This is a genomic window from Ignavibacteriota bacterium, from assembly GCA_013285405.1.
In the GTDB taxonomy this organism is placed as follows: domain Bacteria; phylum Bacteroidota; class Ignavibacteria; order Ignavibacteriales; family Ignavibacteriaceae; genus IGN2.
Map to the genome: position 1 here is coordinate 3,238,110 of CP053446.1, position 22,298 is coordinate 3,260,407.

15 protein-coding genes are annotated in these 22,298 nt (G+C 36.0%); 14 read left to right on the forward strand and 1 reads right to left on the reverse strand.

What is annotated here, in order from left to right:
- A complete protein-coding gene (locus tag HND39_14220; protein ID QKJ97349.1) occupies positions 1-1,059 on the reverse strand; it encodes a hypothetical protein in 1,059 nt (352 codons plus the stop codon).
- A gap of 164 nt (positions 1,060-1,223) precedes the next feature.
- On the opposite strand from HND39_14220, the gene lpdA reads away from it, so the two are divergent.
- The 14 genes from lpdA to HND39_14290 all read left to right on the forward strand — a co-directional run bounded on the left by lpdA (position 1,224) and on the right by HND39_14290 (position 22,289).
- Entirely contained in the window at positions 1,224-2,627 is a 1,404-nt protein-coding gene (lpdA, locus tag HND39_14225) for a dihydrolipoyl dehydrogenase (GenBank protein ID QKJ97350.1), read from the forward strand.
- A 27-nt stretch (positions 2,628-2,654) separates the two neighbouring features.
- The gene (gene lipB / locus HND39_14230; GenBank protein ID QKJ97351.1) at positions 2,655-3,356 is read left to right on the forward strand and encodes a lipoyl(octanoyl) transferase LipB; all 702 of its coding nucleotides are present in this window, start codon (positions 2,655-2,657) and stop codon (positions 3,354-3,356) included.
- 120 nt (positions 3,357-3,476) lie between these two features.
- A complete protein-coding gene (locus HND39_14235) occupies positions 3,477-5,489 on the forward strand; it encodes a tungsten formylmethanofuran dehydrogenase (GenBank protein QKJ98016.1) in 2,013 nt (670 codons plus the stop codon).
- Positions 5,490-5,522: 33 nt separating this feature from the next.
- The gene (locus tag HND39_14240; protein ID QKJ97352.1) at positions 5,523-5,876 is read left to right on the forward strand and encodes a four helix bundle protein; all 354 of its coding nucleotides are present in this window, start codon (positions 5,523-5,525) and stop codon (positions 5,874-5,876) included.
- 77 nt (positions 5,877-5,953) lie between these two features.
- Positions 5,954-7,624: a 2-oxoglutarate dehydrogenase, E2 component, dihydrolipoamide succinyltransferase gene (gene sucB, locus HND39_14245; protein ID QKJ97353.1), complete on the forward strand. Its 1,671-nt coding sequence runs from the start codon at positions 5,954-5,956 to the stop codon at positions 7,622-7,624.
- Positions 7,625-7,684: 60 nt separating this feature from the next.
- Positions 7,685-8,626 (forward strand): lipoyl synthase, encoded by a 942-nt coding sequence (gene lipA, locus HND39_14250; protein ID QKJ98017.1) that lies wholly within the window; start codon positions 7,685-7,687, stop codon positions 8,624-8,626.
- Positions 8,627-8,715: 89 nt separating this feature from the next.
- Positions 8,716-10,182 carry a T9SS type A sorting domain-containing protein gene (locus HND39_14255; protein QKJ97354.1) on the forward strand — a complete coding sequence of 489 codons (1,467 nt, stop codon included), beginning with the start codon at positions 8,716-8,718 and terminating at the stop codon, positions 10,180-10,182.
- Between the two features lie 125 nt (positions 10,183-10,307).
- Positions 10,308-12,413 carry a hypothetical protein gene (locus tag HND39_14260; GenBank protein ID QKJ97355.1) on the forward strand — a complete coding sequence of 702 codons (2,106 nt, stop codon included), beginning with the start codon at positions 10,308-10,310 and terminating at the stop codon, positions 12,411-12,413.
- A gap of 12 nt (positions 12,414-12,425) precedes the next feature.
- A complete protein-coding gene (locus HND39_14265) occupies positions 12,426-14,570 on the forward strand; it encodes a T9SS type A sorting domain-containing protein (protein ID QKJ97356.1) in 2,145 nt (714 codons plus the stop codon).
- Positions 14,571-14,625: 55 nt separating this feature from the next.
- On the forward strand, positions 14,626-16,164 hold the full coding sequence (locus HND39_14270) for a hypothetical protein (protein QKJ97357.1): 1,539 nt from the start codon (positions 14,626-14,628) through the stop codon (positions 16,162-16,164).
- Positions 16,161-18,962, forward strand: a complete 2,802-nt coding sequence (locus HND39_14275) for a TonB-dependent receptor (GenBank protein ID QKJ97358.1) — start codon at positions 16,161-16,163, stop codon at positions 18,960-18,962. The genes HND39_14270 and HND39_14275 overlap by 4 nt, the downstream gene beginning before the upstream one ends.
- Entirely contained in the window at positions 18,963-19,943 is a 981-nt protein-coding gene (locus tag HND39_14280; protein ID QKJ97359.1) for a PorV/PorQ family protein, read from the forward strand.
- Positions 19,943-21,037 carry a hypothetical protein gene (locus HND39_14285; protein ID QKJ97360.1) on the forward strand — a complete coding sequence of 365 codons (1,095 nt, stop codon included), beginning with the start codon at positions 19,943-19,945 and terminating at the stop codon, positions 21,035-21,037. Before HND39_14280 ends, HND39_14285 begins: the two co-directional genes overlap by 1 nt.
- A gap of 691 nt (positions 21,038-21,728) precedes the next feature.
- Complete coding sequence (locus HND39_14290) at positions 21,729-22,289, forward strand: T9SS type A sorting domain-containing protein (protein QKJ98018.1); 561 nt, start codon at positions 21,729-21,731, stop codon at positions 22,287-22,289.
- The last annotated feature ends 9 nt before the right edge of the window (positions 22,290-22,298 follow it).

Below are 22,298 nucleotides of genomic sequence, written 5' to 3' on the forward strand. Positions count from 1 at the left end.
TTATTTACTTAGTAACAAATAATAAAATGATGTTGATAGAAAATAACGAATGCGTTTAAGTCCTTTTTTATTCTTCGAATTTTTCCAGCAAAAATTTACAATCTTTTTGAACTGCGGAAACATAGACATTATTTCTTCAATTTCTTTTGAGTAAACGCTCTTCCTCTTTGCAGCAAATTTTTGAAAAAGCTTTTTAAAAAATGGTGCCAGCAAATAATACCAGATAAAAGTAATCATCAGAGCTCTCACAAGCATAAAAATTACAGACACAGCCGCATTATTTTCGAGTTCATCGGAGGAATATGATAATACGATTACACCTGCGGAAAGAAGAATGATGAAAATCCCGGTAGGTCGTAAAAACCAATTCTTCTTTTTTCTACTTCCTTTCTTCGGAATATCCTCAATAATGTTATTCTCAATCAAAGTTGGTACTACTTTTTTGTAGTAATCGATTTTGTTTGGAAGTTTTCCGGCATAAATTCCAATAAACAATCCGGCAGCTACATGAAGCGACAAATAAATTCCAACTAAAAAATATCCATAGTTAATGTCAGGATTAGTTATCCCTAAAAATTCTGACGACACTTGTTCTATAAAAAGATTTAGTGATTCCCAAAGTGTATTACCAAAAAGAATGGTAAGAATAATTATTTTTTGCAATCCGGATAAAAAGAGAACTAATAATCCGAGTAACAAAGTCGATAATTTGTAAAACTTTTTTGTTGAGAAAAACAAAAATCCCAACACACCCTGGAGAGAAACTGCTAAATACGCAGTGAGAGGAGAGTGAGGACTAACTACAGCTTTGATCAATACTACTATCAGTGTTGCTTTCAGGACGTCTTTATTGTTTTTCGAAAACAAAGCTATCAAAGAAATAAAAAGAACTGCAGCAGATGCAATAAATATTCCTCTGAATGGAATTTTCAGCGCATGCAATATTCCACCAAACGCAGATTCACTAAAAGCCCAGAGAGCAGTGATTCTTAATACACTAAGTTGTTCATTGCTTGTAATCGATTTTGAAGCCTGAGTATTTTGTTCAGTGTTTATCATAAAATTTTAGCGAAACAAATATGGTTATTTAGTTCTGTCTGTAAAAACCTGAAAGCATTTCTCAAAACCCGACTTGGAAGTCAAAATTAATTGTATTTGATTTTCATTTATATACTTGTGTGCCTATATTTGCCAAAAAAGTATATTAACTAATTACACAATTTATGCAAAAACATTTCAATATCGCAGTTTTAGGAGGTGGTCCAGGTGGTTATGTAGCTGCTATCCGTGCGGGTCAACTTGGATTTAAGACAGTTGTGATTGATAAAGATAATCTTGGTGGAATTTGCCTTAATTGGGGGTGCATTCCTACCAAATCGCTTCTTAAAAATGCTGAGATTTATGACCAGATTAAAAATCACGGTGATGACTTTGGAATTAAAACTACCGGTCTCAATTTCGATTTTAATAAGATAATTAAACGAAGCAGAGATGTATCAGACCGAATCTCAAAAAATGTTGAACTGCTCATCAAAAAAAATAAAGTGGATAGAATAAGAGGATTCGGAAAACTTTCTTCAAAGAATACAATCGATATCTTAGATGATAAGGGAAAAATAATTGAAACAATTTCTGCTGATAAAATAATTATTGCTACTGGTGCGAGACCACGAAATATTTCAGCGATCCCTGTTGACAGAAAAAACATCATTACAAGTACAGAAGCGATGATACTTGAAACTCTTCCAAAAGAATTAATTGTAATTGGCGCCGGAGCAATAGGAATTGAATTTGCTTATTTTTATTCGGCACTCGGAACAAAAGTTACGGTAATTGAAATGCTCAAGCATATTCTCCCAATTGAAGATGAAGAAGTTTCAATTGCTCTTGAAAAGAATTTTAAGAAAAGAGGTATTGAGATTCTGACAAGTGCAACAGTTGAAAAAGCTGAAGTGAAAGGAAATAAAGTTAATGTAACTGTTAATGTAAATGGAGAGAAGAAAATCCTGTCTGCTGAAAAAGTATTGAACGCAATTGGAGTGGTTGGAAATGTTGAGGGAATCGGACTTGAAGAACTCGGAATTCAAATTGAGAAAAATCATATCAAAGTAAACAAAGAAACTTATGAAACGAATCTTCCTGGACTTTTTGCAATCGGTGATGTAATTGGTCCACCATGGTTAGCACACGTTGCTTCAGCAGAAGGAATTCATTGCGTTGAGCATATTAAGGGATTACACAATCCTCCAATTGATTATGATAATATTCCCGGCGGTACTTATTGCCAGCCGCAAGTTGCCAGTGTAGGATTAACGGAAGCAAAAGCAAAAGAAAAAGGATACGAAATCAAAGTTGGAAAATTTCCGTTTATGGCGAGTGGAAAAGCTTTCGCGATTGGTGAACGAGAAGGTTTTGTAAAAATGATATTTGATGCTAAGTATGGTGAAATTCTCGGGGCTCATATTATTGGTAGTGAAGCTACTGAGATGATTGCAGAAGTAACTTTAGCCCGTTCACTCGAAGCAACAGGTGAATCCATAATCAAAACTATTCACGCACATCCAACTTTATCAGAATCAATAATGGAAGCCGCTGCTCAGGCTTATGGAGAAGCAATTCATATTTAATGGATGATGTTAAATCGAAAATGGAAGATGAAGAATAAAATTCTAACATACTGCGATTTGGGATTTATTGATTATAAAGAAGCATGGGACTTGCAGCATGAAATTCATACAAAAAGAGTTTCAAACGAAGTTGAAGATTTTATTTTTCTGCTTGAGCATCCGAATACTTATACACTGGGTAAAACAGCGCATAAAGAAAATCTTGTTGGTTCCGAAAATTATTTGAGGGAAAACCAGATTTCAGTTTACGATATTGATCGTGGTGGTGATATCACTTATCACGGTCCGGGACAAATTGTCGGTTATCCGATAATTGATTTAAATAGGTGGCACAATGACACTCACAAATATTTGAGAGCACTTGAAGAGGTGATTATAAAAACCTGCAGTGAATTTGGTCTGGATTGTGAAAGAAATGAAAAGCATACTGGAGTTTGGTTAGCGGACAGAAAAATCGCAGCTATCGGAATTAAAGTCAGCAGATGGGTAACAATGCACGGATTTGCTTTCAATGTTAACACTGATTTGAATTTATTTAATGGAATAATTCCCTGTGGTATTCAGGATAAATCGGTTACATCGCTAAAAAAAGAATTAGGAAAAGAAATATCAGTCGCTGAAGTGAAAGAAAAAATTCTTAAAAACTTCTTTGACTTATTCAGTTATGATGAGCTTGCTTCTTTGAAGAAGCAGGAACTATTTCAAACAAAATTTAGTCTCACAAATTAGAAGAGTTTTTCAATGGCAAAGAAAAATTTAAACCAAGTAATCGAATCCGGAAAAAAAAGTGATACCAAAGAAAAACCAACTAATGGCAAAGGGACAAAAATAAATCCAAATAAAAATATTATGGGATTTGAGAAAAAACAGCTAATTGAAATCCTAACTATGATGATCCGTTCAAGATCTATTGATGCAAAAGCAATGCGAATTCTAAAACAAGGGAAATCATTTTTTCATATTGCTGCTGAAGGACACGAAGCTGTTCAGATGGCAATTGGTTTGCATCTCGATCCAAAAAAAGATTGGTTGTTTCCGTACTACAGAGATCTTGGAACAGTATTGATGGCTGGTCTGACTCCTGAAGAAGTATTTCTGGGAACTTTTGCAAAAGCGAATGATCCTGCGAGCGGTGGAAGACAGCTTCCGGTTCATTGGGGAATGATAAATGCTCAGCTTCCATCTCAATCAAGTCCAACCGGTACACAGTTTTTGCAAGCAGTTGGAACAGCAATGGCTTCAAAAAGAAAAGGAATTAAAAATGTTTCTTACGTCAGCAGCGGCGAAGGAACAACAAGCCAGGGTGAGTTTCATGAAGCAGTAAACTGGGCGAGCAGAGAAAAATTACCTGTCCTTTTTGTAATTCAGAATAACCGGTATGCTATTTCTGTTCCTGTTGAACATCAAACGGCAGGCAAGGATGGTTCAGTAGCTGAGATGATGGGAGGATTTTACACTCTGCATCGAAAAAAAATTGATGGAACAAATTTTTTCGAATCTTACAAAAAAATTCAGGAAGCGATCAGTTACATAAAAAGCGGAAAAGGTCCTGCACTAATTGAAGCAGAAGTTGTCAGGCTGCAATCACATTCATCTTCTGACGATCAGAAAAAATACAGAACGAAAGAAGAACTGGAAAAGGATAAACAAAATGATCCGATAGAAAAATTTGCTGCTCAACTTAAAGCTGAAGGTTTGTTGAATGAAAATGAATATCAGAATCTCTGGAAAGAAATAAATGAGGAAATAGAAAAAGCTGCTGATAAAGCATATCAGGCAAATGACCCTGATCCACGTGATGCAGCAAAATATGTTTTTGACGAAAGCGGGCTGAAAGAATCTCTGGATTATGAGAAAAGCAATCCATCTGGTGAAAAGATCGTGATGGTGGATGCAATAAATCATGCTCTCCACGAGGAGATGAAACGTAATAAAGATATGTACATTTTCGGTGAAGATATCGCTGATTTAAAAGGCGGTGTGTTTACAGCAACAAAAGGATTATCAACAACTTTTGGCGATGATAGGGTATTCAACTCACCACTTGCAGAAGCAAGTATTCTTGGTGTTGCAAATGGAATGGCGTTAGCTGGATTAAAACCTGTCGTTGAAATTCAATTTGGCGATTACATCTGGCCTGCATTTATGCAAATGAAAAATGAAACTGCTGCTATGCGTTATCGTTCAAACAATGCGTGGTCAACACCTGTAGTTGTTCGTGTTGCTGTTGGCGGATATATTCATGGCGGACTTTGCCATAGTCAAAACATCGAATCAATTTATGCACACGTTCCGGGAATTTATATCGCTTTTCCGAGTAACGCAGCAGATGCAAAAGGGTTACTAAAAACTGCTTGTAGAATAAATGACCCTGTTTTATTCTGTGAGCATAAAGGGTTATATCGTCAGAGTTCAGCAATTTTTCCTGAACCTGATGATGATTATCTGATTCCTTTTGGGAAAGCAAAAGTTGTAAAAGAAGGAAACGATATTACAGTTGTTTCTTACGGAGTTTCAATGTGGGATTCAGTTCTTGCAGCAAAAAAATTGGAAGAAGAATCCGGTTATTCTGTTGAAGTGATTGATATCAGAACAATAATTCCGCTTGATGAAGAAACTATTTTCAGATCAGTTAAGAAAACGAATAAAGTAATTGTTATACACGAAGATACTTTAACAGGAGGTTTTGGTGGCGAGATAGCTGCGCGAATTTCTGATAATTGTTTTCAGTATTTGGATGGACCGGTCAAACGGATTGCAGCAAAAGATACTCACATTCCCTATGCACCGGTTTTGGAAAATGTTGTTCTGCCATCCAGAACTCAGATATATAACGGTATTAAAGAGTTAATAGAATATTAGACAAAGGCTGAGCCCAAGGCGAAGAGATTTGAAATGGAATATCCGAATTTTACAAATATGTCAGTTTGGAAGAAGTCAATTGATTTGCTTCTTAAAATCTATGTAATTACAAAATCTTTTCCATCTGACGAAAGATTTGGATTGATAAGTGATATGCGTCGTGCAGTAAATTCTATTTCTCATAATTTTTCCGAAGGATTTGGAAGATTTGAACCTCGTGACAAAACAAGATTTTATAAAATATCACGTGGAAGTGGATACGAACCAATGAGCCAGAGTTTTGCTTCATTTAAGCTGGGTTATATTCGAGAAAAAAATGCACTTGATGAAATCATTACCGACACAACTAAAATAGTAAATGAATTAACAGCATTAAAATTTCATTAGAAAAGAAAGCAGGATAGACAGATGAATAAAAATGTTTCAGGTCTTCGCATTATCCTTTGCCTCGAGGGAGTTTGAACATGGAAATAATCATGCCCAAAATGGGTGAAAGCGTTAGTGAAGGAACAATTATAAAATGGCACAAAAAGGTCGGTGATTCTGTAAAGATGGATGAAATTATTTTTGAAATCAGTACAGATAAAGTTGATACAGAAATTCCATCACCAGTTGCAGGTGTTTTGACAGAAATAAAATATAAAGAAGGTGAAACAGTTGAAGTCGGAACTGTTGTTGCTATTATTAATGGTGGAAGTTCTTCTGATGTTAGTGCAAAACCTGAAATTGAAGTGAAGAAAGTCGAAGAACAACAAGTCACTGAAATTAAAAAGCCTGTTGAAGAAAAAGTTATTGAGACTGCTGTTCCAGCAGGAGATCTGTTTGCAATTGAAATGCCGAAGATGGGTGAATCGGTGATGGAAGGAACGATTATAAAGTGGTTTAAAAAAGTTGGTGATCACATAAAGAAAGACGAGACTATTTTTGAAATCAGCACTGACAAAGTTGATACCGAAATTCCATCACCTGTTGAAGGAACACTTGCGGAAGTTTTAATTGGTGAACAAGAAACTGTTGCTGTCGGAACTATAGTTGCAAAAATAAGTACGGGTGCCGGAACAATCATTTCTGCAAAAAAGGAAACCATCACTGAAAAGAAAATTGAAATACCACAGCCAGTCTCGATGCACGATAATTTTTCTAAAACTATTTCAGTCGAAAAAGAAAAATCAAAGGGTGAGGGAAGTCAGTTTTATTCACCGCTTGTTTTAAGTATTGCACAGAAAGAAAATGTCAGCTTCGATGAACTCCGAAAAATATCAGGAACTGGATTGGATAGCAGAGTAACGAAAAAGGATATTTTATCTTACATTGAAAACAGAAGCAGGCAAAAAGTTTCATCGAAACCAGTTGAAGAAAAAATTGAGAGAAAAGCAGCACCCGCCCCGTCATTTATTCCTTCAGAAGTCAAAACTTTTTCATCTGGTTCTGGTGTGGAAAGAATTCCAATGGATAATATCCGGCAAAAGATAATGGATCATATGGTTGCAAGCCGTGATACTTCTGTTCATGTCTCTGCAATGTTAGAGGTTGATATGATGCGTATTCACAATTATATACAGGAATATAAAGATGAATTCCAGAAGCAATATGGAATTAAATTGACTTACATGGCTTTCATCGCTCAGGCTTGCGTTAAAGCATTGAAAGCTTATCCACTTGTCAATTCTACTATTGATGGAAACACTATACTTCAGAAAAATTTTGTTAATCTTGGAATCGCAGTCGCAATACAACCAACAGGATTAATTGTTCCGAATATCAAAAGCGCTGAACAGTTAAACCTGATTGGATTAGCAAAAGCTGTGAATGATTTAGCATTCCGGTCAAGAAATAAAAAATTAACTCCTGATGATATTTCTGGCGGAACTTTTTCAATCACAAATTATGGTGTATTTGGTACTATTTTCGGAACACCCATAATCAATCAGCCTGAAGTTGCAATACTTGGTGTGGGCGCTGTAATTAAAAAACCGATAGTTGTAAACGTGGATGGTTCGGATTCAATTGCCATCAGACCGGTATTGGCGTTAACTTTATCACACGATCACAGGTTAATCGATGGTATGTTAGGTGGTATGTTCATGAAACATCTTAAAGAAACATTAGAGAATTTTGATTCAGAGAATTTTTAATACTCAGCGAGATCACTTCATTCGGCAATCGCCGGATTCTTGATGACAATAGGAAAATTTATGAGTGTAATTAATAAACATCAAAAAGCTTTTATAGAGCAAATAGAAAAAGAAAAAATTCCTTTAGGAAAAAGACCTGATTGGTTGAAGGTTAAACTTCCCACAGGTGATAATTATTCTGATGTGCGCAGTATAATGCGTGAGAAGAAACTAAACACTGTTTGTGAGGAAGCAAAATGTCCGAACATTGCTGAATGCTGGAATCATCGAACTGCAACTTTTATGATTCTTGGAGACACTTGCACAAGAAGCTGTGGATTCTGTAACGTTAAACTTGGTTTGCCAACTGAACTTGATTTAGATGAGCCAAGAAGAGTTGTTGAAGCAATCAAGCAGCTTAATTTAAAACACGCAGTAATAACTTCGGTTAACAGAGATGAACTCGAAGATGGCGGTTCGTTTATTTTTAAGGAATGTGTCAGACTTTTAAGGGAAGAAAAACCTGATTGTACCGTTGAAATTCTTATTCCGGATTTTAAAGGTGATGAAAAAGCATTTGAAACTATAATGCAATTTCCACCTGATATTTTGAATCATAATCTTGAAACTGTAAAAAGATTATATCACGCAGTTCGTCCCCAAGCGAAGTATGATAGAAGTTTAAATTTGATTGAATGGTTTTCCCGCGAAGCAGGATCCCGTTTTGCAGGAAAATTTCGCAGATTAAAAACTAAAAGCGGAATCATGGTTGGTATCGGTGAGAGAACAGAAGAAGTTTTGGAAATTATGAATGATCTGCTTCAACACGGATGTGAGATTATGACTATCGGTCAATACCTTCAACCGACAAAACTGCATTTACCTGTAGATCGGTTTGTTCCTCCTGATGAATTCAGGATGTATAAAGAAGAAGGGTTGAAAATGGGTTTCAAAGTTGTTGAATCATCACCATTGGTACGAAGTTCGTACCACGCAGATCGACACGCAAGAGAAGTATTTTAGTTTAAGTACAAATAAAACCGTTTCATTCAGCCGGAATAAGATTTGTGATTTTTACTTCATTGAATTTAAAAATATTTTGAAATATATCTATGAAAAAATTTCTTATTACATTTTACTTTATTCTTTCAGCTTTAACCTACAGCCAATCACAGTTCCAGCAATTTATTGATTATGTGAATTCACTTGGTGACCCGTCTCTAAAGCAAGCTGCGGTTGACAGTTTTATGACTTATGCAAGAACACAAGGAATTCCTTTCATAGAAGATTCAACTGCCAATTTTATTTATCAGGGTAATCCAAGCTCCGTTTCTGTTCCGGGAGATTTTAATGGATGGAGTGCTTCCGCCTGGCCAATGACAAAACTAAGTGAAACAAATTTCTGGTATCGTTCAGAAAATTTTGAACTTGACGCGAGACTTGATTATAAATTCTTTATTGTAAACAATAGTGGTAGTTTTTGGATTCTAGATCCCGAAAATCCAAATACTTGCCAGGGAGGGTTTGGTCCCAACTCAGAACTTTCAATGCCGTTATACGTTCAACCGTGGGAAATAAATTATAATCCTTCAATTCAACACGGAACAGTAATTTCAAAAACTATTTTCAGTTCGATCGTGGGGACTAACTATCAACTTAATATTTATTTACCACCAGGATATGATTCTTTATCTTCTACAACTTATCCAACAGTTTATTTTCAGGATGGATCAGAATATATTAGTCTTGGCAAAGCAGTAAATGTAATTGATAATCTTCTTGACAGCTCAAAAATTCAACCTGTAATTGCTGTGTTTGTAAAACCAAATAATCGCAATGAAGAATATGCAGGTTCACTTCGAAATCAATACAGATTATTTTTTATAAATGAACTTGTGCCATACATCGATGCAAATTATCATACTAAAGTTGATCCAAAAGAGAGATTAGTTCTCGGCGATTCTTTCGGAGGAAATATTTCTGCACTCATCAGCTATAATCATCCTGAAGTATTTGGATTATGTGGATTGCATTCAGGTGCATTCTGGCCAAATAATTATGAAGCATACAATCTGATTATTAATGGTCCGGTTAAAGACATCGACTGGTGTGCAATCTGGGGAACTTATGAAAGTCTTTACACTAATATGAGAGATTTCAGAGATTATTTGCTTGGTGCAAACTATCAACTCAATTGGCTTGAAAGACCTGAAGGACACAGCTGGGGTTTGTGGCGGGCATCGATTGACAGAATGCTTGAATTTTACTTTCCCGGAAGTTCAAGTGGTGTGATCACAGAAGTTAATTCTCCGGACGGTTTTATTCTTTCCCAGAATTTTCCGAATCCGTTCAACCCTACAACTGTTATAAGATATCAATTATCGATAGGTAGTTACGTAACATTGAAGGTATATGATATTCTCGGAAATGAAATCGCAACTCTTGTTAATGAAGAGAAATCTGCGGGAGAGTATGAGGTTGTATTCTCTGCTGATAATAGTTCATCATCAGGCATTTATCTTTATAAACTAACCTCTCGGGGGTTTTCACAGTCCAGGAAGATGATACTTTTAAAATAAATTGTCTGTTTCATCTCTTTAAAATTTAACAATTCCATTATTTACTAAGATTTATTTTTTGTGTATTTTGACTCCGTGTTTATAAACCATTCGGATTATTAAAGACTTTTTTTACTTTTTATCAAATGAAACTTCGTTACCGGATAATTTATCTGTCCATACTTCTTTGTGCCTTCACCACAAACCCCGGTGATGAAGAAAAGTACTTCCCCAAAATCCTTGACGATGATAACAGCAAGTACACCAATATTGGTAATATTGGAATCACAGTTACAAATTTTGGTACTTATGGACACGGTTTCGTTCTTTGGCCAGAACAGCCAAGCTGTCAGTATCCGATCGGAAGTGGAATAGAGCATCTCTTTGATGGCGGACTTTATGTTGGTGGTTTTATAAGAGGTGTTGGTGGTCCTTTTGTAACTACTGGAGCAGTTGATGCGGCTTCAGTTTCAGCAAGAGGAGGAGGATTTGAATTCACGAATATTGCTGGCAGTCGTGTAAAGGAAAGATCATCGCTATTTGATTCCAGATTTTTTAGCCCCGCTGCAATTTCTCACCAGGATTTTCTGATGGATTATTCAGATACCAGCAGAGTTTTTCTAAATGGCGAACCAATCATTGATCACAATCCACTTGGAATTGCTGTGCATCAGGAAACGTATGCCTGGAATTTTCCATTCGCTAACTTCTTTGTAATATTTAATTACTGGATTAAAAACGTCAGTAATAGAAATATTGATAGCGTATTTGTTGGAATGTGGACAGATGCGGTCGTTCGTAATACAAATATAACAGGCAGACCATCAGGCAGCGCATTTTTCAACAAGGGTGGTGATGGTTATAATGATTCAATTAAAATGGCTTATGAATTTGATGCTGCCGGTGATCTTGGATTTAGTGATAGCTATATCGGGGTTCTTCATTGTGGATCAGATCCAAAATTACCTGAGAAATTTCCAGTTGGATTAATTGATTCAATACCTTCAGTCAATTTTGTTACCTGGCAATTTAGGAATGTAGATGATCCCGATTTTTTTGCACCTCAGAATGATTTTGATCGTTATGGAAAACTGAGAGGTTATTTCAGCGGAACTAGTCGATGGAAAGATGGTATCACACCACAGCAAATAAAAACACCTTCCAATAGATCAATTCTTATTACAAACGGTCACTTCCCGACAATTGAACCTGGTGATTCAATAAATGTTGTATTTGCAATAGTGTGCGCTAAAAAATTTGGTCCTGATCCTGCAAACCTCGATACAGAAGAACAAAAAACAAATTTATATATAAATGCAGATTGGGCGTTACGTGCTTACTTCGGTGAAGATAAAAACAGAAATGGAATTCTTGATCCTGGAGAAGATCTTGATTCTAACGGAAAAATAACTCGTTATATTCTGCCAGCACCTCCGGTTGTTCCTGTAGTCAAAGTAATTCCAAAGGATCGTGAAGTTGAAATTTACTGGGATAAACGAGCTGAATTATCTATTGATCCGATATCAGGCAAACAGGATTTTGAAGGATATAAAATTTACAGAACTCAAGCGGGATTTGACCTTACACAGGGTGGACAGGATATATTTAATTCATTAGTAACACTTGCTCAATTTGATAGTGCTGGTAACGGTGTTTCATTTGATACAGGTTTTGATTTTGTTGAACTGCCTGAACCAATTACTTTTCCGGGTGATACAATTCAATACTATTACAAATATACTTTGAACAATCTGCTAAACGGCTGGCAGTATTTATTCTCAGTAAGTGCATTTGATGAAGGTGATCCTGAAAATAATCTCGATATACTCGAATCATCACCGTTAGCAAATTTTCAAAGAGTACTTCCCGGAACTCCTTCTACTGACGATCCGGATATACAAATCGGTGTTTACCCAAATCCTTATTATGGAAATGCAATCTGGGATGGAAGTTCTGAGCGATTACGGAAAATATATTTCTTTAATCTTCCTTCCGATTGTCAGATTACGATTTATACTCTTTCAGGCGATGTCGTAAAACGAATTGATCATACTTCATCAAGTAATAGTTCGGAAGTAAGATGGTTTGAAACTTATGCACCTGATGGTAAGCAAAAATTTGCAGGAGGCGAACATGCCTGGGATCTGTTAACAGATAATGAACAGGCAATTGCAACAGGGATGTACTTATTCACTGTTAAAAACAATAATAGCGGTGATATAAAAACGGGAAAATTTTTAGTAATCAAATAAAAGGAGTAAAAAATGAAAACATTCATATTTTTTCTTGTGATGATGATGGCATACATCACTAGTGACTTGTTTGCACAAGCTCTTGTTACAATTGAGGATATTCAATATATACCTGATTCTACGTTGTTAAACACCGGTGATCAGCCCTCACCTTTGAATGGACAGCAGGTAAAAGTTCGGGGAATAGTAATGGTTAGCCCTTTAGTTAACCCGCAAACTGACAGGAGACCAATTATGTGGTCTGGTGCAAGATGGGTTACTTATCTTTACGATCCGGATGGACAAGTGTATAATGAATTTGACGGAATTAATGTTCTGCAGATGGATACATCATCCCAATACCAGGGAACATTTTTTGATTTAATAGATACTGCTCAGGTAGTTGAAATAACCTTAACTGTTAATGAATTTAATACAACTACACAGGGTGAAGTTCTGATTAACCCGGTGACACCAGTCAGCATAATTCAACAACTACCTAAAAGACCGGACCCTATTGAACTTGATATTTCAGATTTTATGTCTGGCGGAGTACAAAATCCTTTAGCTGAAAAATATGAAGGTCAATATGTTGTTATCAGAAATGTAACTACAAGCGATAGAAATACAAGTACTGGAACATTCAGAATAAATGATGGACAGGGCAATTATATGTTTATGTTCGATCAATCTGGTTATTTCACGCTGCGATCTCACAGACTTACAGGATTAACAACTTATCAGGTGCCTGTGGACGGAACAGTTTTAAGTTATATCAGAGGAGTAATACAAACCAGAACGACTGGATATTATATTGGTCCTATGTATCCAAACGATATGGAAATTGCTGTAACACCTCCTGCAATTAGCAAGCTTAAAAGAAATCCAGCCGTTGTTTTAACTAATCAGGCAGTTACATTAACTGCAAATGTTACAGATGATGGAAGTGTTGACTCAGTAAGACTTTATTATCGTGTTGATGGTGGAAATTATTCTGCTGTTAATATGACACCTGGAAGCGGTAGCAGTTATTCAGGTACAATTCCGGGAGTAAATAGTGACTCAGCTTTGGTTGATTATTACATCTGGTCAAAAGATAATCAAGGAAATACTTCCACATTACCATCGAACATTACAAATCCTTACTATTTCTATCTTGTGCTAAACAGGGGTGTAGAAATTCAGGATGTACAGTATAATCCTTTCGGTACCGATGTTAGTGGATATAATGGATACCGGCTTCAATTGACTGGTGTAGTTACCGCTGATACAAATGATTGTACACCAACCTATGCATTAAGAATTTATATGCAAAACGGTCAGGGTCCATGGAGTGGAATTCAGGTTGGAACAAGAGGTACAAATGGCAGTACGATTCGTGGATTCCAAAAGGGTCAACTCGTATCAGTTGATGGTCTCGTTTGGGATGAATCAATTACACCAACATTTAATGTTACAAGAATTGACAGTATCACAAATGTTCAGATACTTTCTTCAGGCGAGCCGCTTCCAACTCCTGAAGTCTTGGAAACTGTAACAATTGGAACCGGTGGATTCGGACAAGTTCAAAAAGAACAGTGGGAAAGTGTACTTATCCGATATAATAATGTGACTGTTACTAATGAAAATGCAGACTTCCCAAGCAACTTTGGTGAAATGTACGTGAGTGATGGCAGCGGTGATACAAGAGTTGAACTTGAGGACGGTAATCATGATTATCATAATCTTTCAGATCCTACAAGACTTTATTATGTAAAAACCGGAAGCACTTTCGATGCACTTCAGGGTATCCTGTATTACTCTTTTGGTAATTACAAACTTGTTCCAAGAAATAACGATGATTTCATCGGATACGATCCGGTAAGTGTAGAAAATGAAGGTACTATTCCGGATGAGTATCAGCTTTCACAAAATTATCCTAATCCATTCAATCCTGCTACAAGAATTAATTTCTCACTTCCATTTGAATCGAATGTGAGATTGAGTGTTTTCAATATTCTTGGTCAGGAGATTAAAATTCTTGTTGATAACCAGGTTCAACCAGTTGGCAATTATAATCTTACATTCGACGCCAGCGATCTTCCATCCGGAATTTATTTTTACAGATTGATTGCTTCTTCATCAGAAGATAACGGACGGAATTTTGTTGATGTTAAAAAGATGATGCTGATAAAATAAGATATGGAAGAACCCTCTTCAACCGGAGAGGGTTCGTCCTCTTGAATAATTAAAAATGTCTGATAAAAATCTTTTACTGATAATATTTCTTGCAATTGTTTCTTTGTTTATGATTTCCTGCAAAGAGGAAATCGTAGGAGTTAAAAATAAAAATCAGGCTCCCGAAACAAGTGTATCGTTGTATCCGGATAGTGTAATCATTCCGCAGCAAACAAGATTGTTAGTAAGCTGGTGGGGAGATGACCCTGATGGAATAATAAGAGGATTTTATTTCAAATGGAACGATGAACCATGGCAGTTCACAGCAGGTAATGATAGTTTATTTTCACTCAAGATTGGTGCAAACGATACAACGTTCAGATTTAATGTTTCTGCTGCCGATGCTGAGGGAAATGGAAAATATGATAATCAGATTTTTCAGAATGGAATCAATTTCGGTCCTGAACCATTCATTGATAAAAATGGCAATGGTATTTGGGACAATAATGAAAAATATTATGACATTGGTTTGATTGATGCAACGCCGGCGGAATTTTTATTCCCGTTAAAAAATTCTGCACCGACAATACAATGGAACGAACTAAGTTTTCTTCCTGATACTTCTTTTCCTGTAATGTCTTTCGGCTGGATCGCCGATGATATTGATGGTGTTGAATCAATACTAAAAATTAACATTGCACTAAACGATACTTTAAATCCCGCTAATATCATTTCTCTCGATGGAAGAGTCAGAACAATAACAATGAGAACTAATGAGTTTACTTCCCAGAATCCGTTAATGGAAATATTAATCGAAGGGCAGGAGAATAATATTAATCCGGAAAAACTGCCGGGGCTGTTATTTAATGACTTGAATTATTTTTATGTTCAGGCTGAAGATATCTCGGGTGCAAAATCCAGGTTCATTAAACTTCCCGGAAATGATCCAAATGATTATTGGTATGTAAAAAAACCTGTAAGTAATTTTCTTGTTATTGATGATTATGCAACGATAGACAATGCCGCAACTTTTTATTCTGCTATGTTTGACAGTCTTAATTTGACTGGCAGTTATGATACTTATGATATTGTAACACAGGAACCTCCTTTTAAAAATGTAACATTTCTTGAAACTATAAAATTATTCGATTACCTGTTCTGGTACACTGACAATAATCCTTCTATTGATTTAGCTTCATTCTCCACACAGAAATATTTGAGTCAAGGAGGTAAAGTTGCTTTCTCAATGCAATTTCCTCAAACTGTTGATCCTGTTGAACTGCAAAATTTTATTCCGATTATTTCAGATAGTATTGGATTAAAAGTTTCGCTTTTGCCCGGAACTAATGTTGTCTCAGATACTACAGACCCATTGTATCCAAATTTAAAGCTCACAATAAATGTATTTCGCGTTAAATCGTTTTATCTGAATGAACTTGTTGCTAATCCTATTTATTATTATCTGAATGGTGAATTGCCGGGGTTTGCCGGATTTACAAATATTGGCTTGACTGAATTTTTTATCGCTCTGCCGCTTGATAAATGTAATGGAAGTGGAAATGTTAAAGCGCTTCTTCAAAAAGTTTTTTTCGTTGATTTTGGAATAACAAGATGAAGAAAACTTTACTGCTATTCTTTTTATATACTTTTACTCTTGCAGCCCAGCAAACGGGAACTCTAACAGGAAATGTTACTGATGCAGCAACCGGCGAAACTCTACCCGGTGTAAATATTATTTTAAAAGGCACATACTTCGGTGCTGCGACCGATTTAAACGGAAACTTCAGCATCACAAACATTCCGGTTGGAATTTACAATGTTGATATTTCATTGATTGGTTACAAAACTTATCAGTACACAGGAACTAAAATCGAAACGAATAAAGCTACCAGAATGGATGTTAAACTTGAAGAAACAGTATTAACACTTGAACAAGATATCGTCGTGATTGGTGAAAAGCCTTTAATGGATGTAGAAGAAACACAAAGTAAAAGAACAATATCGAAGGAAGAGATAGATCAGCTTATTGTTGAGAATGTTCAGAATATAGTTTCGCAGCAAGCAGGAGTAGTTGTTAACAATTCAAATGAAGTTCATATTCGCGGCGGAAGAACTTATGAAAATGCTTTTCTGCTCGATGGTGTTTCTGTTCAGGATCCGATAGCTGGGACAGGTTTTGGACTTCAGTTAAGTGCTTCTTCAATTGAAGAAGTTGAGGTTATTACCGGCGGATTTAATGCTGAATATGGTCAGGCAACATCAGGAATAGTTAACGTAAAAACAAAAGAGGGGAGTGAAAAATATAGCGGATCACTAACTTATAAACGCGATAATTTTGGTAATACATCTTCCGATCATGTTTTTAACATTGATGTTCTTGAAGCCAACTTTAGCGGACCTGAACCGATAACCTCTTTTTTGCTGCCAGTGGTGGGTTTAAACATTCCCGGCGAATTTACATTCTTCACTAACTTTTATGGCGGAATCAGTGATGGTATTACTCAAGGATATTATAAATCTACTGCTGATCAACTCATCTCATCAACATTCGGTGGAAGCAGATATGCACCGCGTGAAGAAAATAGCTGGTTCTGGCTTGCAAAATTATCTTACCTGTACTCACCAACTTTGAAATTCAATTATTCATTTAATCAATCCGTTAACATTAATCAAAACTCACAATCGCTACAATCGAATCTTGAGTATGTAGAACCATCACCCGGTTATCAATTTACATTTCAAAATCTTTTAGATAATGCGAATACTTTTACGCATAACAATATCTATCATAGTTTTACTACAACCCACACGTTGAATTCCAGAACTTACTATGAATTTAAAGCAAATTACTTTTTCACAAATCTTAGAGGTGATGCTAACGGTCTCTATTATAATTTGTATAACGAACCAAAGGATATTGTAAACTTTCCTATTGAATACTATAATGAAGAATTTGATACAATAGGAGTTATCCCCGGTGATGGATTCTGGGATGTTGGAAATCCATTTACCTGGCATGATCATTTTCTCGAAGAGTTTTCATTGAGAGGTGACTTAACAAGTTTCTTCGATGAAATGAATAAATTCAAAACCGGGTTTAATATGCAGTTCCAGGAAATGCAGGTAGTAGATATTTACAAACCCTGGATTGGTGAGCTTGGATTGAATAACGATATCTACACAGTTTATCCGGCACTTGGTGCTTTCTACGCACAGGATAATATAAACTTCGGTGGTATGATCTTAAATTTTGGGCTTCGTCTTGATTATTGGTTCCCCGGAAAATATGTTGATGATGCTGTTGCTGACACTAATGTTATCACAATTCCCGATCAGATCAGGGATGCATATTATGAGGATACTTATGGATGGTTTAGTGATAGAAGATTTAAAGCAAGATTGAGTCCGCGATTAGGAATTTCACATCCTGTATCTGATTTCCAAACGCTTTTCTTTTCGTACGGACATTTTAGCAAATGGCCAAAGCCTCAATTTGTTTATGCAAAATTAAATCCCGTTAGTGCACAATCATCTTTTCAGAAATTTGGCAATCCAAATCTTAATCCTGAAACCACAGTAGCTTATGAATTAGGTTTGAAAACACAATTCACTCCGGACGATGTTCTTACAGTAACAGCCTATTACAAAGATATTTATGATTACGTTAGCACAAGGTCTGCCAGGATAACTTCTGCACGTTTTGCTGCTGAAAGTTTTATTACTTATGTAAATACAGATTATGCACGTTCAAGAGGATTGGAAGTTGAATTCAGAAAAAGAATTGGCAGATGGTTTAATGGTCAGGCTTCATTTGCATATTCAATTGTTACTGGTAAAAGTTCTTCTGCTGAAGAAGGTGTTCTTATCGCTCGTGGTGATTTAGAAGAATCAATCCGTGAAGAGTATTTATCATGGGATAGACCAATTACAGCATCATTATCTATCAACTTCTTTGCTGAGGAAGGTAGTTTTGGATTCGCTGAGGGAATAATTGATAACTGGAGTATGTACATCAGAACATTTTATCAGTCAGGAAAAAGATATACACCTGCAGTATTTACAGGATCAATTGATAATCAGGGTAGAAAAGAATATGAGTACGTGCGTGGTGAACGCTACACAGAAATTGGAGATGACTGGTTTTATGTTGATCTGAACTTTGAAAAATATTTTGATCTCAGCGGATTAAGCTTTTCAGTATTCCTGGAAGTTAATAATCTGCTTGACAATAGAAATTCAACAATAATAAATCCAGTAACCGGAAGAGCATACGAATATGGCGACGATGTTCCTGGCAGTTGGAATGATCCGCGATATCCGGATTTGCAGGCTCCAATTACACCTTATCCTCTCAATCCGGCAAGATATTTATCAAAGCGTAATCTGAAATTTGGAGTGACTTTTACTTTCTAAATGAAAAATTTGTTTTACATATCGCTCATATTCATAATTATGACGGATGTTATGTTTTCACAACTTTTTCCAGTTCTTGGAGATCAGCGAGCGGGAATTTCAACAGCACAATTTTTAAAAATTGGAGTTGGAGGTAGGGCAGCAGCTCTCGGTGAATCATTTATTGCAATTTCAGATGATGCCTCGGCTCTTTACTGGAATCCTGCAGGTTTAGCACAGTTTAATAAAAATCAATTAATTATTTCGCATAATATCTGGGTTGCTGATATCAATCATGATTTTATTGGCGCTGTATATCATTTGGATAGTGAAAATTCGTTTGGCGCTTCTCTAACTGCGGTTACAATGGATGATATGCCAGTGACAACTGAGTTTGCACCTTTTGGAACCGGTGAATATTTTAGTTTTACTGATATCGCAATATCGCTGTCTTATGCCAGGAGAATGACTGATCAATTTAGTTTTGGCGGAACTGTTAAGTATGTTGAAGAAACTCTTGATAAATTAAAAATGCGCGGAGTGATGATAGATTTGGGTACGTTTTATAGAACAGGTCTTGGTTCAACACGATTTGCGGTAACGGTATCTAATTTTGGTGCTGAACTGGCGCCTGATGGTGATGTTGTTTTAATCGGGAACAGAACAAATTCTGAATGGCAGTCTTTTGCACCACCGACAATATTCAGAGTTGGTTTTGCGTTTGAGCCTTATGAAACTGAAGAACACAGAATAACAACATCAATTCAACTTAATCATCCGAATGACAACAGCGAAAACATTGTTTTGGGAGCAGAGTATGCATGGCAGAAAATGTTCTTCCTTCGGGGTGGTTATAAATTTAATGTTGATGAGCAAAATTATTCTTTCGGGCTCGGATTAAATGTACCTCTTAGTATTGCTGAGTTCACACTTGATTATGCTTTTACGAATTTCCAGAGATTAGGTTCAGCTCATAGATTTTCAATTATGCTTGGACTATAATGAATTTTCAAAAAAAATATAAACTCATTCTATTATATGCACTTATAAGTTTCTTCACAAGTTGTGCGGAGAAGTTTGATCTCACAGACATTGATACCGGAAATGGAAATATTAATATAGGAGGAGATACGGTTTATGTTCAAATAAAACCTGTTTGGGATGGATTCAACAGACCACAGGATGTGATGGTTGGACGAGAACCGTTTATCTATGTTGCAGATACCGATAATGATCGCATCGTTATGATGAATCTTAATGGTGATATTTTAGGAGCAAGATCAATAAAACATCCGGTTGCTCTTGCTCAGGATTACAGACTCAATCTGATTGTATGTGCACAGTTTGATACTTTGGTGGGCGGTCAAAGTCAAACTTTTAGTGCTGTCTATAAATTTGATTTGGTTGCTTCATCGCACCAATTAAATACTGCACCGGTTAAAAAGTTACTTCCTCGAACTGCTGATCTGAATAGACCTTTGGTCGAATACACTGGAACCTGTGCTTTCTATAACAATGTTTTTTATATTGCTAGGAAAGGTCCAAACAATACAAGTTTTGTTGATCCAGATAATTCAATTTTAATCTTCAGTCCGAAAAAATTACTGGGTATCCCAAGCAATGAGGACACTCTTATTGGAAGAGTTCCAAACATTGATCCATTAGGTCAGGGTGTGGTTTCAGCATACAATATAAGCTCGCTTACATCATTCAATGATCAGACTATTGATATGATCGTAACATTGACAGGCGAGAATAGTTTTAAATCTCAGTGGTTTGAATATGTAATTACACCTGTTGATCAAAGATATCTGAGTAATTTTTCTCCTAACTCGGTTTCATTCATGATACCAAATAAATTCCAAAGACCCGAAGGAAGTGCGGTTGATAGAAGTTTAAACATTTTTATTGCAGATGCGGGTAGAGACAGCATTTACAAGTTTAATTCCTTTGGGGATGAACTTCAATCATTTGGAACTTTCGGTTCTGATTCCTTTAATGAACCTCATGGAGTTGCGTTCTTCGATAAAACACTTTATGTTGCCGACACAGGTAATAACAGAATACTAAGATTCATTTTATCAACAGAACAATAATGAGCGTTTAATGAAAAATGTAATAAAACTTTTATTGCTTTTACTCGCATTTCTGACAGTTATATCTTTTCCTCAGGAAAGAGTAAAAGTATTGACTTATAATATTCTCAACTATCCAAATTTTTCAAGCGAAAAAGATTCATTGTTTGAACTCATTTTTGACGAAGCCGCACCGGATATAGTTGCTGTTCAGGAAATATTATCTCAATTTGGTGTGAACTCGTTTCTTAATAATGTTTTGGGAAGTAAATTTAAAGCCGCGACCTTCTTTGATGGACCTGATACTGATAATGCGCTTTATTACAAAGATTCAATTTTAACGTTGTTGACCGCTGATATTATTACAAATACACCAAGATATATTACAAGGTATGTAATTCAACATAAGTTTACTCAGGATATTTTTATTGTTTACATCGCTCATTTTAAAGCAGGGAATACTCCTGCAGATGAAACTACCAGAGAACAGGAAGCTGCACGGTTAAGAATATATACTGATCAACTTTCACCCGGCACAAATTTTATAGTAGTAGGTGATTTTAACCTTTATCGATGGTCGGAACCAGCGTATTTGAGATTATTGGATCAGGCAAATCCAGGTTATTTTCTCGATCCTGTGAACAGACCAGGAAATTGGCATGACGCATCTCAATTTTCAGATTTACATACTCAATCCACCAGAACATTACAGTTGCCTGATGGAGGGTCAACAGGTGGATTGGATGATAGATTTGACTTTATACTTGTTTCTCAGTCATTAAAGAGTCCTGGTGGTGTTGATTATGCAGAAGGAACTTATTGGGCTTATGGTAATGATGGGCAGCATTTTAATCAACAAATTGTTAATCCTCCGTATCCAATTTCAGAAGAAATTGCATTCGCATTGCATAAAGTTTCTGACCATTTGCCAGTAGTAGCCGAATTTAATTTTGGTGTCGTCAACGACGTAGAGAATGAACAAGATCCATCAACATTATCTTTTAATCTATATCAGAATTATCCTAATCCATTCAACCCATCAACTAAAATATCTTTCACAATTCCTGCAAATAGATCAGGTGAAAATCAATTTGTCAATCTTGCAGTCTTTGATATTTTGGGAAGAGAAGTAGCCCGGCTAATCAATGAGGAAAAATCTCCCGGAAATTATACTGTAGAATTTAATTCGGGTGAACTACCAAGTGGTGTATATATCTATCGGCTATCAACTTCTGAAAATAACATATCAAAAAAGTTAACAATAATTAAGTAACTAATATTC

What these genes read in the sequence shown, in the direction of transcription:
- HND39_14220 (QKJ97349.1), bottom strand. Translation starts at nt 1,059, where the DNA reads ATGATAAACACTGAACAAAATACTCAGGCTTCAAAATCGATTACAAGC.
- lpdA (QKJ97350.1), top strand. Translation starts at nt 1,224, where the DNA reads ATGCAAAAACATTTCAATATCGCAGTTTTAGGAGGTGGTCCAGGTGGT.
- lipB (QKJ97351.1), top strand. Translation starts at nt 2,655, where the DNA reads ATGAAGAATAAAATTCTAACATACTGCGATTTGGGATTTATTGATTAT.
- HND39_14235 (QKJ98016.1), top strand. Translation starts at nt 3,477, where the DNA reads ATGGGATTTGAGAAAAAACAGCTAATTGAAATCCTAACTATGATGATC.
- HND39_14240 (QKJ97352.1), top strand. Translation starts at nt 5,523, where the DNA reads ATGGAATATCCGAATTTTACAAATATGTCAGTTTGGAAGAAGTCAATT.
- sucB (QKJ97353.1), top strand. Translation starts at nt 5,954, where the DNA reads ATGGAAATAATCATGCCCAAAATGGGTGAAAGCGTTAGTGAAGGAACA.
- lipA (QKJ98017.1), top strand. Translation starts at nt 7,685, where the DNA reads ATGAGTGTAATTAATAAACATCAAAAAGCTTTTATAGAGCAAATAGAA.
- HND39_14255 (QKJ97354.1), top strand. Translation starts at nt 8,716, where the DNA reads ATGAAAAAATTTCTTATTACATTTTACTTTATTCTTTCAGCTTTAACC.
- HND39_14260 (QKJ97355.1), top strand. Translation starts at nt 10,308, where the DNA reads ATGAAACTTCGTTACCGGATAATTTATCTGTCCATACTTCTTTGTGCC.
- HND39_14265 (QKJ97356.1), top strand. Translation starts at nt 12,426, where the DNA reads ATGAAAACATTCATATTTTTTCTTGTGATGATGATGGCATACATCACT.
- HND39_14270 (QKJ97357.1), top strand. Translation starts at nt 14,626, where the DNA reads ATGTCTGATAAAAATCTTTTACTGATAATATTTCTTGCAATTGTTTCT.
- HND39_14275 (QKJ97358.1), top strand. Translation starts at nt 16,161, where the DNA reads ATGAAGAAAACTTTACTGCTATTCTTTTTATATACTTTTACTCTTGCA.
- HND39_14280 (QKJ97359.1), top strand. Translation starts at nt 18,963, where the DNA reads ATGAAAAATTTGTTTTACATATCGCTCATATTCATAATTATGACGGAT.
- HND39_14285 (QKJ97360.1), top strand. Translation starts at nt 19,943, where the DNA reads ATGAATTTTCAAAAAAAATATAAACTCATTCTATTATATGCACTTATA.